At 70.9% G+C, this 13,922-nt stretch carries 10 protein-coding genes and 1 pseudogene; 3 read left to right on the plus strand and 8 right to left on the minus strand.

The window, feature by feature from the left end; genetic code table 11:
- Positions 1–42: 42 nt before the first annotated feature.
- The gene (locus tag B4U46_RS24625; protein WP_079429856.1) at positions 43–1,158 is read right to left on the minus strand and encodes a glycosyltransferase; all 1,116 of its coding nucleotides are present in this window, start codon (positions 1,156–1,158) and stop codon (positions 43–45) included.
- A 140-nt stretch (positions 1,159–1,298) separates the two neighbouring features.
- On the opposite strand from B4U46_RS24625, the gene B4U46_RS24630 reads away from it, so the two are divergent.
- On the plus strand, positions 1,299–2,519 hold the full coding sequence (locus B4U46_RS24630) for an RNA-guided endonuclease InsQ/TnpB family protein (protein ID WP_079429857.1): 1,221 nt from the start codon (positions 1,299–1,301) through the stop codon (positions 2,517–2,519).
- 34 nt (positions 2,520–2,553) lie between these two features.
- Here the strand turns inward: B4U46_RS24630 and B4U46_RS24635 are convergent, their stop codons facing one another.
- On the minus strand, positions 2,554–3,093 hold the full coding sequence (locus tag B4U46_RS24635; protein WP_079429858.1) for a WcaF family extracellular polysaccharide biosynthesis acetyltransferase: 540 nt from the start codon (positions 3,091–3,093) through the stop codon (positions 2,554–2,556).
- 117 nt (positions 3,094–3,210) lie between these two features.
- Between B4U46_RS24635 and B4U46_RS24640 the strand changes: the two genes are divergently transcribed.
- On the plus strand, positions 3,211–4,695 hold the full coding sequence (locus B4U46_RS24640; protein ID WP_237293113.1) for an O-antigen polysaccharide polymerase Wzy family protein: 1,485 nt from the start codon (positions 3,211–3,213) through the stop codon (positions 4,693–4,695).
- A gap of 696 nt (positions 4,696–5,391) precedes the next feature.
- Here B4U46_RS24640 and B4U46_RS24645 read toward each other — a convergent pair.
- The 5 genes and pseudogenes from B4U46_RS24645 to B4U46_RS24660 all read right to left on the minus strand — a co-directional run.
- Positions 5,392–6,220, minus strand: a pseudogene (locus tag B4U46_RS24645) (IS5 family transposase); the annotation flags it as partial.
- Positions 6,221–6,554: 334 nt separating this feature from the next.
- Positions 6,555–7,292: a DUF6193 family natural product biosynthesis protein gene (locus B4U46_RS37525; RefSeq protein WP_159402123.1), complete on the minus strand. Its 738-nt coding sequence runs from the start codon at positions 7,290–7,292 to the stop codon at positions 6,555–6,557.
- Between the two features lie 1,054 nt (positions 7,293–8,346).
- Positions 8,347–9,570, minus strand: a complete 1,224-nt coding sequence (locus tag B4U46_RS24650; RefSeq protein ID WP_079429860.1) for a hypothetical protein — start codon at positions 9,568–9,570, stop codon at positions 8,347–8,349.
- A complete protein-coding gene (locus B4U46_RS24655; protein WP_079429861.1) occupies positions 9,567–11,327 on the minus strand; it encodes a lipopolysaccharide biosynthesis protein in 1,761 nt (586 codons plus the stop codon). Before B4U46_RS24655 ends, B4U46_RS24650 begins: the two co-directional genes overlap by 4 nt.
- A complete protein-coding gene (locus tag B4U46_RS24660; protein ID WP_079431963.1) occupies positions 11,324–12,529 on the minus strand; it encodes a glycosyltransferase family 4 protein in 1,206 nt (401 codons plus the stop codon). Before B4U46_RS24660 ends, B4U46_RS24655 begins: the two co-directional genes overlap by 4 nt.
- A 157-nt stretch (positions 12,530–12,686) precedes the next feature.
- Between B4U46_RS24660 and B4U46_RS24665 the strand changes: the two genes are divergently transcribed.
- Positions 12,687–13,208, plus strand: a complete 522-nt coding sequence (locus tag B4U46_RS24665; RefSeq protein WP_079429862.1) for an adenylyltransferase/cytidyltransferase family protein — start codon at positions 12,687–12,689, stop codon at positions 13,206–13,208.
- On the opposite strand, the gene B4U46_RS24670 is transcribed toward B4U46_RS24665, so the two are convergent.
- Positions 13,189–13,911: a CDP-alcohol phosphatidyltransferase family protein gene (locus B4U46_RS24670; RefSeq protein WP_079429863.1), complete on the minus strand. Its 723-nt coding sequence runs from the start codon at positions 13,909–13,911 to the stop codon at positions 13,189–13,191. The genes B4U46_RS24665 and B4U46_RS24670 overlap by 20 nt on opposite strands.
- Positions 13,912–13,922 lie beyond the last annotated feature (11 nt).

Raw genomic sequence — 13,922 nt, forward strand, 5'->3', positions numbered from 1 at the left:
CCTGATCCTGGGTGGCCGGCGGCCAAGGTTTGACGACAGGCCCTAGCGGCTGATGTCCTCGTACACCCCGAGCAGGGTGTCCAGGACCGAGGCCATCGAGAAGGACTTCGCCGCCAGTTCGCGGGCCGCCGCCGACGCCGCGGCGTTTTCGGACGGGGCCAGGAGGGTGAGGACCGCCTCCGAGACACCCTGCGGGCCCTGGTCCACCGCTCGGCCCGCGCCCGAGGTCGCGATGTCGCGGGCCAGGCCGTTGGAGTGGGTGACCACCGTGGGGACGCCCACCGCCAGGGCCTCCAGGACCGACATGGGGAAGGGTTCGTCCACCGAGGGGAGGACGTAGACGTGGGCGCGGCGGAGTTCCGTCAGGACCTCCGCGCTGGAGAGCGGGCCCGGGACCGTGAAGCGGGCTGTGAGGCCCAGGGCGGTGATGCGGGCGCGGACGGCGGCCAGTTCGCCCTCGTCGGGGCCCGCCACCACGAACTCCGCCTCCGGGTGGACCGCCAGCACCGCCGGGGCCGCGTCCACGAAGTCCACCGGCCGCTTGCGGGCCTGCAGGCGTGCCGAGTACAGGATGCGGGGCGGGCCGCTCAGAGGCGGGCGCTCCTCCTGGGACGGGGTGCCGTTGACCAGCCGGACCGCCTGGGAGAGGGGCGGGGTGCCGACCACCGCGTCCAGACCCGTCCGCTCGTGCGGGGTCAGGTACAGGAGCGCGTCCGCGCCGCGCAGCAGGCGGCGTACCGCCACCGCGTCCAGGACCTTCGCCAGGAGCCTGTCGCTCGGGTCCACCATGCCGTGGGTCTGGAGGACGAGGGGCTTGCCCGCGCGCAGGGCCGCCAGGGCGAGGGGGAGCGTCACCAGGTCGCGGGCCAGATGGACGTGGACCAGGTCCGCCTCCCGCACCAGACGGGACGCCGAGGCCAGCAGGGCCGGCGAGGTCATCCCGCTGAAGCCGAGGGGGAGCAGACGGCGGGCCGGGAAGAGCTTCGCCGGGACGCCCTCCACGGACGTGGGCCAGGGGTCGAAGCCCTCCCCGAGGGCCAGCAGCCGCGCCTCGTGGCCCCGTTCCCGCAGCCCCTTGGCCAGGTTGAGGGCCACCCGCACCGGGCCGCCGAAGGCGTGCGAGGGGGAGTGCAGCGTGACGGCGTGCAGGATCTTCACTGGATGTCCCCTCGGCTGTCCCGGCCTTCAGGCCGGGGAGGAACGGGCCCTCGTACCGGAGCTGCGAAGCAGCATGGTTCGCTGAACATATGTTCTGACCTGTACTCTCTTCCGTTTTCAGTCAGGGCTGTTAGTTTCGGATGGTGACGACAGCAGCTATGGGCGACGGGGCCGGGTACGCCCGGTACACCTACCGGCTGCGCGTGTCGTCCACCGCCCGGACCCGCCTGGAGGGCGAGTGGGCGCGCTGTCGCTGGGTGTGGAACGAGTGCGTGGCGATGTCCCGCAAGGTCCACGGTCTGAACAAGGCCAGGGGCGGGAAGATCACGTGTGGTCCGGCGCAGCTGGACAAAATGCTGACCCGGGCCCGTGGGCCGATGCCCTGGCTGCGTGAGGGCGCTTCGGTTCCGCAGCAGCAGACCATCCGGGATTTCGCGAAGTCCCGAGCGAAGGCGCTCGGGGACATCAAGGCGAAGCTGCCGATGCGGCAGGGGGCTGGGATGCCCCGTATCAAGCGGAAGCGGAGACCATCCCCCACCCTCAACTACACCCAGCGGGGATTCCGTCTGCGTGGTGGCCGTCTGCACTTGGCCGGTGGGATCGAGCTGACGGTGGTGTGGTCCCGGGACCTCCCGGCGACGCCCACGTCGGTACGCGTGTACCAGGACAGCCTCGACCGCTGGTACGCCTCGTTCGTCGTCGCCACCGACACCGTCCCGCTGCCCGCCACCGGTAAGGTGATCGGGATCGACTGGGGCGTGAAGGAGACTGCGACCACCACCTCCGAGGCCCACGATCTGCCGCATGCCGAGCACGGCAGAAGGGCCGCACAGCGCCTGGCCCGCTACCAGCGGATGATGGCCCGACGCGCGACGCCGAAGAACCGGCCCGACACCGCCGGATACCGCAAAGCCCGCAGGGCTGCGGCGAGGGAGTCGAAGAAGCTGGCCCGGCAGCGGCAAGACACCGCCCGCAAGTGGGCCAAGACAGTCGTACGCGACCACGACCAGCTCGCGGTGGAGGACTTCCGGCCGAAATTCCTTGCGAAGTCCACGATGACACGCAAGGCCGCCGACGCCGCCATCTCGGCGACGAAGACTGCGCTGGTCGAGATGGCCCGCAAACACGGCCGCACTGTGCACCTGGTCCCCCCTGCGCACACCACCATGGATTGCGCACGGTGCGGAGCGAGAGCCAAGCACGCACTCCCCCTCTCCGAAAGAACGTATACGTGCACCACGTGCGGCACGGTGTCCCCGAGGGACAAGAACTCCGCCCATGTGATGCTCGTCCGGGCTGGTCTCAACCCGGCTGATGCTGATCTTGTAAGACCTGCCCCTGCTAGGGGGTGGGCGAAGTGAGTCAGGAATCCCCTTCAATGAGGGAGGGGAGGTTTCAATTCGGTTCCTCCACCGGGCGGCGGCGGCCGTCCTGGGTCTGCAGGGTCAGCGCGGGCAGGTCCTTGTGGACCACCGAACCGGCTCCGGCCACCGCGCAGCGGCCCACCGTCACCCCCGCCAGCACCGTCGCCCGCACCGCCACCCACGCGCCGTCCTCGACGGTGATCGGAGCGTTGCGGTAGCGGAAGTCGGCGGCCCGGTGGTCATGCGAGCCCGTGCACAGCATCGACTCCTGCGACAGGCACACGTGCGAACCGATCGTCACCGGCTCCAGGTTGAGCAGCCAGGCACCCTCGCCGATCCACGTGTGGTCTCCGACCTTCAGCTTCCACGGCCACAGCACCCGCACCCTGTGCCGGATCAGCACCCCCTCGCCGATCTCCGCCCCGAACGCCCGCAGCAGCGCCACGCGCAGCCGGGCGGGGCAGAACCACGACATGAACAGGGTGTTCATCACCGCGAACCACAGGGCCTGCGTCAACAGCCCCCGCCCCTTGTCGTATCCGGCCAGCGTGAAGGCAGGAAGATTGCGCACCGGTCGCCCCCGTCGTCCCACGCGCCTCCCCTGGCGCGGAACGCTCAGACTAGACTGCGCGCGGATCACGCACATGGGGTGGGGGCAAAGGTGGCTACGGACATACGCACGCCCAGCGTGAAAGCGGCGCCCCCGGCATCCGTGGACGAGGCCCAGTGGGGGCGGGTCACCACCCCGCGCACCCTCCTCTCCCGCGCCCTGTCCGTGCCGCTCGCGCTCGGATTCACCGTGTTCCTGCCGGTGTTCGTCGCCGCACAGTCCGGCGACGGGCAGGAGGACGCCGCGTTCTGGCTCCAGCTCGTGCTCACCATGTACGCGGGCGCGCGCCTCTCCGCCATGGTGCTGACCAGCCGCCGCAAGCTCCTCCAGGGCTCCTTCTGGCTGTTCGTCTACATGGCCATGGGCGTGGCCCCGCTCGCCCAGGCCGTCCTCGGCCGCGTCCCGACCCCCGTCGTCGGACCGCGCTCCGACCTCACCCTCGCCATCGGCCTGGTCCTCCTCGGCTGCACCGCCTTCGACGTCGGCGTGCTCCTCGCCCGCCACCGCCCTGCCGGGCGCGCGGGCGGCTCCCCGAAGGAACCCCGGCCCGTCATGGCACACCGGCGCCGGCTCCAGCTCCTGACCGCCATCGCCTTCGTGTGCAGCGCCGCGTTCATCCTCAAGCTGGGCGGGCCCGCCGTCTTCTTCTCCAGCCGCCAGGAGATCATCGCCGGCATCCAGGACGCGGGTGTCTCCAACGGCGACGGCCAGGCCGGCCAGGCCCTGCTGCGCGGCTTCGGCACGGTGCCGGCGCTGCTCGCCATGCTGCTGTACACACGCTGGCTGATCACCTCGACGTACGCCCGCCGCAAGGTGTCCGTCATCGTCACCTGGGCGGCGCTCCTCGCCCTCAACCTCGTCGTCAACAACCCGATCTCGAACCCGCGCTACTGGTTCCTGACGGTCATGTTCGCGATGCTGTTCACCCTCTTCCCGGTCAGCGCCGCCATGTACCGCGTCGCACTGTCCATGGCCGTGGTCGTCGCCCTCCTCGTCTTCCCCTTCGCGGACCGCTTCCGCTACGACGAGAAGAACTACAAGCCCGTCGAGACGACCTCGTTCCTGGAGCCGATGGCGCTCAAGGACTACGACCAGATCGGCATGTTCGCCAACACCATCACCTTCTCCGAATCCGGCCCCGGCCACTTCTACGGCCGCCAGCTCGCCGGCTCCGTCTTCTTCGCGGTGCCCCGCTCGGTGTGGCCGGGCAAGCCGCGCGACACGGGCGTGATGGTCGGCCAGTGGATGGGAACGGTCAACACCAACCTCTCCTCCCCGATCTGGGCCGAGCTGTGGCTGGACTTCGGCCCCCTCGGCATGGGCGCCGGCCTGCTGGCCATCGGCTACGCCGCCGCCCGCGTCGACCGCCGCTACGCGAAGCGCGCCACCCGCCGCTCACCGCCGGGCAGCCTGATCTCGGTGGTGGTGCCGCTCGTCGCGGGCTACTCGTTCATCCTGCTGCGCGGCCCGCTCCTGCAGGCCTCGGGCCGCGTCGCCATCGCCGCGATGTGCCTGGCCCTGGTGGCGACGTACCGCACGGACAGGAACATCACCCTGCGCTGAGGCCGGGTGGGGGCCCGCCATCTCCCCCTCGAGGGGCCGGGCGTTGGACGGCGCCTGCCCACCCACCTCGCGGCGGGGTCCGGGCGGGGCGGAACCGGATAGCGGCCGGCACCCAGGAGGGTCGGGGTTCCAGCCGGGCGGTCTCAGGGATGGGTTGGGGCTTTCCCGTCAGTCTCATCGTCCTTCCGCGTCGGGCCGCCCTGTCAAGGGCGCTCCTTCGTCGCGTCGCTTCGCGATCGCCTGCGGCGACCCTTGACAGGGCACCCCGCCGCGAAATGCCGAAGACTGCCGGGAAACCCCCAAAGGAACGGGACGGAGGTTCATGGGCCATGCGGCCGTATCAGCGACCAGGCGGGGACGCCGGGGGCGGCCTCGCCGGGCATCCGGGCCGCCAGGATTGCCATCCGGGGCCGCGATCCGCGCCAGATCGCTACGCGCTCCTCCCGCCTCGGCGGCCAGCGGCCGTCTTGGGCCGGGATGCTCTCCGGATCGGCTTTTGGTACCGTCGCCAGCCCCAGGCGGCCGTGGACGCCGGATTTCGGCAGCGCGTAGCGATCTGACGCGCCCCCAAGCCCGGATGCTGCTCAGTTCGTCATTTGGTGCAGGTATCAGCGCCAGGCGGGACGCGGACGCTGAGAGGTCGTTTTCGTCCGATGTTTCATCCGGGATGGGGCGTTTGGTGGTCTTCGCTGGGTCGCGCCACGAGAGGGTGTTCTCGTCGGCGAGGCGGCGGGCCATGAGGTCGGTCATGGCGAGGTTGATCAGGGCTCCGGAGCGGGTGGGCGGGGTCTCGTAGTCCCGGGCCAGGCGGCGGTGGAGCATGAGCCAGCCGTAGGTCCTCTCGACCGCCCACCGCTTCGGGATCGGAGTGAAACCCCTTGATTCGGGCCTGCGGACGGTGATCTCCATGTCGATGCCCAGGGTCGCGGCGTGCTTGACGACGTGCTGGCGGTAGCCGCCGTCTACCCCCACCTTGCGGACGGTGGGGTGCTCTGCAGCGACCTGGTCCAGGAGCCGGGTGCCGGCGTCCGAGTCCTGCACGCTGGCCGCGGTGACCAGCACGGCCAGCAGGAGACCGAGCGTGTCGGTAACGATGCTCCGCTCACGTCCGACGATCTTCTTGCCCGCGTCGATACCCTGTCCGGCGGCGTGGACGCTGGTGGAGGTCTTGACGCTCTGGGCGTCGATCACACAGGCCGACGGTTCGCCGCCCCGCCCCTCCTTCTCCCGCAGCAGCTGCCTGAGCAGGCCTTGAGCTGGGCGAAGATGCCCTCGTCGGCCCATTTGGCGAGTAGCCGTAGACCGTGTTCCAGGGCGGGAAGCCGCGCGGGAGGTAGCGCCACTGCACGCCGGTGCGGTCCACGTACAAGATCGCGTCCATGATGTCCCGCAGGTCGTGCTCGGGCGGCTGGCCGAAGTCCAAGGCCCGACCCCGGCGCTCGAAACGCCAGGCAGCAAGGACCGGCTCTATCAACTCCCAACGGACATCGGACAGATCGCTCGGATACGGACGTCGCTTCGCCATGCTTCCGGCGTACCGCGACAGACCGAGTGCACCCGGGCGCACACCCGCGACGGTGGAAGCACACGACCGCAAGGCCAGACATCCTGGGATGAGACAGGATTAGGCCGTCTTCCATCCCATCGGCCACCTCACATGCGCCAAAGACATCGACCGCCTCCACGACGTCGCCGGCACCATGATCCGATACCCGGGGAATCAGTACGTACACGACCAGTCCAGGTGAAAACGACCCCTTGGGGCAGAGGCCTGGCGCCTGGCCGGACGGGCATCGCGCAGCGCAACCCATGGGGCAAGTCCAGGTAAGTGCTTCTGGGCTGGTCAGTAGGCGGTTCGTTCACGACCCGTGCCGGGCAGCGTAGATCACTTCAACGGCTGGACCGCACCCTGCCGGCAGCCCTGCCACCACAAGCCCTACGGCCTCCTCGGCTGTGTCGACGATGCTTATGGGAAAACTCGGATCATACAGCCTGATGACCCTCCAGATTCCCTCTCCAGCTGGGAAGATGCTGGGAACGTCACTTCCGGGAGTCGAGATCGTGCGGCGACGGAATTGCAGGGAGCCGTGGGTGACCCTGGGGAACAGTGAGCGCAATTCGGGTGTGGCGTAAGCGGCTTCCACCAACTCCTGGTCAATCAGATCGGGTGACATGCGGCGGATCGCCGCCCATTCGTATTCCACACCTCTTCCCTGATCATGCGCCACTGCTTCGGGGGACACCCTCAAAAATTTCCAGCGGAGGGACATATCGGCGAGCGGGGTTCCTGATTGCCAAGCGTGAGCAATCTCGACGGCAACGTCCAGGGATGCAGTGGAACCGAAAGCCGCGACTCCAATCAGGGGCATCTCAATCGCGATCTTTACTTCTCGATGCTCTGGGGCCAGCTCCAGTCGGGCATCTCCAAATTCCGCCTCAACGGCGGCGGCGAAATGAGTTGACAGACCTTCTGGCGCATGTGCCTCATTGAGGTCGACTAGTGAAAGCCCCAACCGCCCACTCGTCACCCGTAGGGCAGCGACCAGACTCCCGTCCTCAGCTGCCAGTTCCGGATACAGACTGGGATCCGGTTTCATCACTCCATCATTCATAACGTCGCCCTCCACCCCGCACAATAAAAATCTCAAACTATACGATCCGATCCCGGTGCGTGCTAGCCAGCACGCACCGGGATGCATATTTTCAGGAAACCCGAGAATGACGGGCTCGAGACTCCTATGTGAGCCCAATCTTTCAGCCGCCTATTGGAATTCCTTAAACGGGTCGTCGATGCGTGCCTCTTCACCCTTCCAGTAGAACTTGACCGATCCCCAGCTTTGCTCGGAAACCGAACCAGGTGTCAACTTCCTCATGATGACGCCCAACTCCCAAGCCGTTTGCTGTCCGTCTGACGCCTGCGTCTGCCAAGGCTTTCCAGCAAGCGGGCGCCCACGAGCCCAGGTGAATTGGAAGGCTGCCTGCGCATCCGTGAACTATTTCATGTTGTTATCGAGAAGATGATCTAAGGAGGACGCGATCTTCACCGAGGGATTCGCTGCCGCCTGGTTCGTGCCCGTGGCGAATCTGTTCCTGCCCCACCGGGTCGCGCGGCAGACCTGGCGTGCCAGCACTGAAATCAGAGGAGAGCGTAGCGATTTGATGCGCCCACCGGCCCCGGATGCCGGATCCGTCGTCCTTCCCTGCGGGCAGCGGCTCCAGGCGGTCGTCGGACGCTGAGAAATGAGGAGCGCGTAGCGATCTGTCGCGAATCGCGGCCCCGATTCACCGGCTCATCGGCCCGGATGCTTGGCGAGGCGGCCCCCGACCTACCCGCCTGGTCGCTGATCCCGCCGCATGTCCTATGAACGTCCGTCCCGTTCCTTTGGGGGTTTCCCGGCAGTCTTCGGCATTTCGCGGCGGGACGGCCTGTCAAGGGTCGCCGCAGGCGATCGCGAAGCGACGCGACGAAGGAGCGCCCTTGACAGGGTGGCCCGACGCGGAAGGACGATGAGACTGACGGGAAACCCCCAACCGATCTCTGAGACCGCCGAGTGAAACCCCGACCCTCCTGGGTGCCGGTCCGCTGTCCCGTTCCGGGCCGGTCAGGCGCCGCCCAGCGCCCGGCCCCTTGAGGGGGAGATGGCGGGCCCGTCACGCCGCCGTGCCCACCTCCGCCGGTGCCTCCATGCGTACCCGGCCCACCCGGGTCCACGCCGCCGCCGCCTTTGCCGCCGAGCCCGCCGTCAGGCCCCAGGCGGCGCCCGTTACGCCCCACGCCGCGTACCCGCCCAGCAGCAGGGCCACCGACAGCAGGGAGAAGACGACCTGGAGCGACAGCGTGGCCCTCGGGTTCAGCACCCGCAGGGTCAGCAGTGCGCAGGTTCCCAGGCCCATCACCGCGTACTGGGCGCCCGTCGCCGGGAGCAGGGCGGACGCCGCCGCCCAGGTGTCGCCCAGCAGGTGCCGGCCCAGCCGGTCCGGCAGGGCGTACAGGACCGCCGCCCAGCCGGCGCCGAGCACCGCGAGGGCGGCGCCCATCAGGGCGGTCAGCCGGACCACGCCCCGTTTGCCGGACGCCCGGCCCACGATCGGCGGGCCGAAGGCGTTGGCGGAGTTGAACAGCACGTTCAGCGGCCCGAACAGGGTCGTGGCCCCGCGCAGGGCGCCCACCGCCAGCGGGGTCGCGAAGGCGCCCAGCCCGAGCACCGCGAGCTGGCTGGAGCCGTTGCCGACGGCGAACTCGACCACGAACCGCTGCCCGAGGTGCCCCCGGCGCAGGTACGGGCGGACGTCCCCGCGCGCCCCGCGGACGTACGGGCGCAGCAGCCACACCCCCAGCCCCAGCGCGGGCAGCGCGGACACCCCCCACACCAGCACCAGCCGCGCGGCCGAAGCCCCCTGCGGCTGCACGGCCAGCGCCGCGACCACGCACACCAGCCGCAGCGCGTCGGCGGCCAGCGCCCGCCCGGGCACCCGCAGGGTGGAGAAGCAGTACCGCAGCCCGTCCTGGACGAGGACCAGCGGCAGGACGAGTCCCAGCGCGAGGAACGCCCACCCGGCGTCGCCGGGCACGACCAGACCCGCCACCGCCAGCACCAGCCCGGCCACCCCCGCCGCCCCGGCCGTGAACAGCACCGACGACCGGCACACCGTCCCCAGCCGGCCGGCCGCCTCCTTCTCCAGCACCACGGTCTGGCCGACATAGGCCATGTTCAGTCCGAGGAGCACGCTGAAGGTCACGTACACCATCGAGAAGTCGGCGAAGCCGGACGCCGAGGACAGCCGGGCGGCCAGCACCAGCACCAGGATGTTGGTGGCGCTGGAGGCGGCCTGGTCCAGGACCGAGGCGACCGCGGCGAGGCCCCGACGGCTCACCTCCGGCCCGTGCGGACCGTGCGCAGGGCGACGGTGTCGCCGCCCTCACCCGGCAGCCGCCCGCCGGTCGCGTCCGGCCCGTGCGCCGGACCGGGCTGCGCGGAGCCCGGCGCGGGGGCGGCGGAGGCGCCGGGGGAGGTGTCCCGCTTGGACCTCTGGCCCGGCAGCGGGTGGTGCAGCACCGCGCCCAGCACGGTCCCGCCGGCCCCGCTGATCAGCTCGCGGATCCGGGCCAGGTCGCTGCGGTGCACGGCCCGCGGGTCGCAGACGACCAGGACCCCGTCGACGCGGTCGACGAGCGCGAGCGCGTCGGCGTACGAGAGCACCGGCGGCGCGAGCACGACGACGGTGGAGTTGGGGGAGTCGGCCTCGGAGATCAGCCGGGTCGCGCGCGGGGAGGTCAGCGCGCGGGCCACGTTGCGCACCCGGTCGCCCGGGATCAGGTCGAAGGCGCCCGACTCCCCGGCGTCCACCACCAGCTGCCGCCCGTCCGGCCAGTCGCTCTCCCCGGTTCCGCCGCCGAAACCGTCGCCCAGCAGGCCCGTGCCGGCCGTGCTCCCGGCCCCGCCCGGCAGCCGGCTCCAGCGCGGCCGTCCGCCCGCGTCCGTCGGCAGCTGGCTGGCCAGTACCGGGGTGCGCAGGTCGGCCTCGATGAGCAGGACGTCCTTGCCGGTCTCGGCGAAGGAGGCGGCCAGGTTCACGGCCACCGCGGCAGCCGTGACGCTGCTGCCGCGCGGTGCGACGACCAGCAGCCGGCGCCGGTCGGCGAAGCGGGAGTCGTAGGCCAGCCGGAAGGCCACCGAGCGGTACTCCTCGGCGAGCCGGGGATCCGCCTCGCCGGCCGCGAGCAGCGGGCCGCCGCCCGTCTTGTCCCGGGGCAGGTAGCCCAGTACGGGCGCCCGCAGGGCCCGGGCCACGTCCCCCTCGGAGCGCGGCGCGGGGTCGAAGACCAGCCGCACCCAGGCGGCGAGCAGGCCCAGGGCCAGGCCGGTGGCCGCGCCGAGTGCGAGGGACATGGGGATGCCCGGCCCGTCGGGTGCGCCGGGCGGGGCGGCCGGGCTGGTGATCCGGCCCGGCGTCATGTCCAGGGCCTGGAGCTTGCTGATGTTGTTGTTGAGGGTGTTGACCTTGCTCTGGAGGTCGGTCTTGGAGCCCAGCGCCGCGTCGCGGGCGGTGCCCGCCGGCATGTTGTTGATCTGCTTGGCGAGGTCGTCGAGCTGCTTGGCGACGGGGTCGCGCTGGTCCGCGTAGCCCTTGACCATCGTGTCGCGGGTGACGTCGAGGGCTTCCTGCCGCTTGAGCAGGTAGGCCTGGGCCATGCCGTTCGCCCGCTTGGCGGCCTCCTTGGGGGAGGAGGCGGTGTAGGTGAAGCGGAGCAGCATCGTCTGCGGCGGGTTGGTCACCTGGAGGCCGGCGCGCAGCGCGGCGACGTCCTTGTCCGCGACCCCGAGCTTCTTCGCCGCCTGCTCGGCTATGGAGCTGGAGAGGGCGACCTGCCGCTCGGAGCCGATGTTGATGGCCTTGTCGGGTGCCAGGCTCGGGTTGAACGGGTCGTCGGTGGGGGCGCGCAGCACCACGTCCGCGACGGACACGTAGGTGTCGGCGGTGGAGATGCCGAGGTAGACGCCGCCCAGCAGGCCGATGCCCACGCCGGCGCCGAGCAGCCTGCGGTAGCGGAGCAGCTGCTTGAACTGGTCCCTGAGGAGGTCCGGTTCGTCCTCGGGCGGGGCCGCTGCCGGGCGGTTCGTCTCGGTCACGACTGGGGACCCCCAAGTGCTTCGTCGATCAGTGCGTCGATGCGGGCGAGGCCCGCCTCACGGCTCAGGTGGGCCGCCACGTGGACGGGCCCGGCCGCGCCCAGCGCGTCCGCGCCCCCGGGGTCCTCCGCCAGGGCCCGGACGGCCTTCAGGAGGGCCTCGGGGTCCTCCGGCGGTACGAGGACGCCGGCGCCCGAACGCTCCACCTCCTGGGCGGTCCCGCCCTGCGCCGCGACGGAGGCGACGACGGGCCGGCCGGCCTGGAAGTAGGAGGTGAGCTTGGACGGAACGCTCATGTCCAGCACGGCCGCGTGCTGCGTGACCGCGAGCACGTCCGCCGCGGCGAGGATATCGGGGAACTCCCCGTCGGCGGCAGGGGGGATGATGTCCAGGTTGGGCACGTCGGCGGCGAGCTCGGCGAGGGCCGCGCGCCGGCTGCCGTCGCCCATGAGGACGAAGCGGACGCGCGGGTCGAGCCGGGCGGCGCCGACGAGGACTTCCAGGCCCTGCTTGAGGCCCATGTTGCCGGAGTGCAGGACCACGGTCTGGTCCGGCGCCCAGCCCAGGTGGCGCCTGGTCTCCCCGCGGGGCTTGGTGGGCCCGGGCACGTGCGACCAGTTGGGCACCACGCGGATCCGCTTCGGGTCCACTCCCATGCCCACGACCCGGTCCACGAATGTCTCGTGGATGACGCCGACCAGGGCGCCCCGCTTGAGGGCGTACGCCTCCGCCCGTCCGGCCAGCGCGGCCGCCTTGTCCCCGCCGCTGATGCCGCTCTGCGCGGCGGCGGCCCCCATCAGGTCCTGGACCACCGGGACGAACGGGACCTTCCAGCGGGCGGCGAGCCGCGCGGCCAGCACCCCGCCGGCCAGGCTGGGCATCTGGGCCATCACCGCGTGCGGCTTCGGCATCCGGGGCGGGGCCACCGCCCCGTGCAGCAGAATCGATCCTTCGAACAGGGCCCGCTTCACGGCGGTCTGGTGGGCCGGGACGGTGTGCGCGCGCCGGTGCACGGTGACGCCCGCGCGCCGTTCGGTGCGCCGCAGCGCTCCCTTGTACTCGGGCTCCAGGGACCAGGCCGGATAGTGCGGCATACCGGCCAGAACGTGGGTGTCATGGCCGGAACTCGCCCAGTGCTCCGCGATCTGGGTGGCGTACGGGCCTATACCCGCGTGCTCCGGGGCGTAGTTGGTGGAAACCAGCAACAGCCGCCGGTGGCCGGATGTGGACACTGAACGTCCCCTTCTCCCCTGGATGATGCGCACGTCACCCTATGCGTTCACCGACAGGCTGTGGAACGTGCGCGCTATTGTCTGCTAATCCGCCGCGCCGGGGGGCGCGGCCTGTGGGGGGTAACTGATGACGGAGCACCACATGTCCGATGCCGTGCCGTCCGCGCGCCGGCCGTACCGGGTGGGCTACGCGCCCGGTGCCTACGACCTGTTCCACATAGGCCACCTCAACATCCTCCGGCACGCCCGCAGCCAGTGCGACTACCTGGTGGCGGGCGTGGTCTCGGACGAGATGGCCGAACTGGCCAAGGGGCGCCGCCCGATGATCCCCCTGGTCGAGCGGCTGGAGATCGTCCGCAGCGTCAAGTACGTCGACGCCGCCTTCGTCGAGACGGTCCCGGACAAGGTGGAGACGTGGAAGCAGGTCCGCTTCGACGTCATCTTCAAGGGCGACGACTGGCGCGGCACGCCCAAGGGGGCCAAGCTGGAACGGGACTTCGCCGCCCACGGGGTCGACGTCGTCTACTTCCCCTACACGGTGCACACCTCCAGCACCCAGCTGCGCCGGGCCCTGGACGCCCTCGCCCAGCCGCAGCCCGTGCCCCTGCACCAGCCGCTGGCCGAGCCCCTCACCGCCGAACGGCGCTGAGCTCCCGGAACCACTTCGCCAGGAAGGCGAGCAGGAACAGCGCGGCGACCGCGCCCAGCCCCGCGTACGCCCAGCGGAACAGCGCCCCGCCGCCCAGCAGCAGGAACACCAGGCAGAACACCCCGTAGTCCACGGGCAGCAGCGCCACCGCGCGCAGCGTCGACGGCGCCGCCGCGGGGCTCCCCGGGGCGGCCTTGGGCTTGAGCTTCTCGGTGAGCAGCCCGCCGAAGAAGGTCACCACCGCGGCGAACTGGAAGCTCAGCGGCACCAGCAGCCAGCCGTGCGCACCCGTCCCGTACGCGTCGGGGAAACGGAAGAAGGCGATGAGCACGCAGGCGTGCAGCGCGGTCAGCTTGGCGGCGTCCACGACGTGGTCCAGCCATTCGCCCGCCGCGCTGCCGCCCCCGCGCAGCCGGGCCAGCTGCCCGTCGGCGGAGTCGAAGGCGAAGCCGACCGCGAGCGCGGCCCACACGGCGACCCCCAGCCCCCACGACGGCGCGGCCAGGGCCACCGCCGCGACGGCGGCGAAGCTGAACGCGGCGCTGACCAGCGTCACCTGGTTCGGGGTCAGCCCGAGCGCGTAGGAACCGGCGGCCAGGTACCGTCCGGCGGGCCGGTTGACGAACCGGGAGTAGAGCGACACGCCCTTCGCCGACTTCTGCGCCCCGCGCAGCTCCCGCAGCGCCGTCCCCACCCTCGACATGCGTACTCCCG

The organism is Streptomyces katrae, from assembly GCF_002028425.1.
Classification (GTDB): domain Bacteria; phylum Actinomycetota; class Actinomycetes; order Streptomycetales; family Streptomycetaceae; genus Streptomyces; species Streptomyces katrae_A.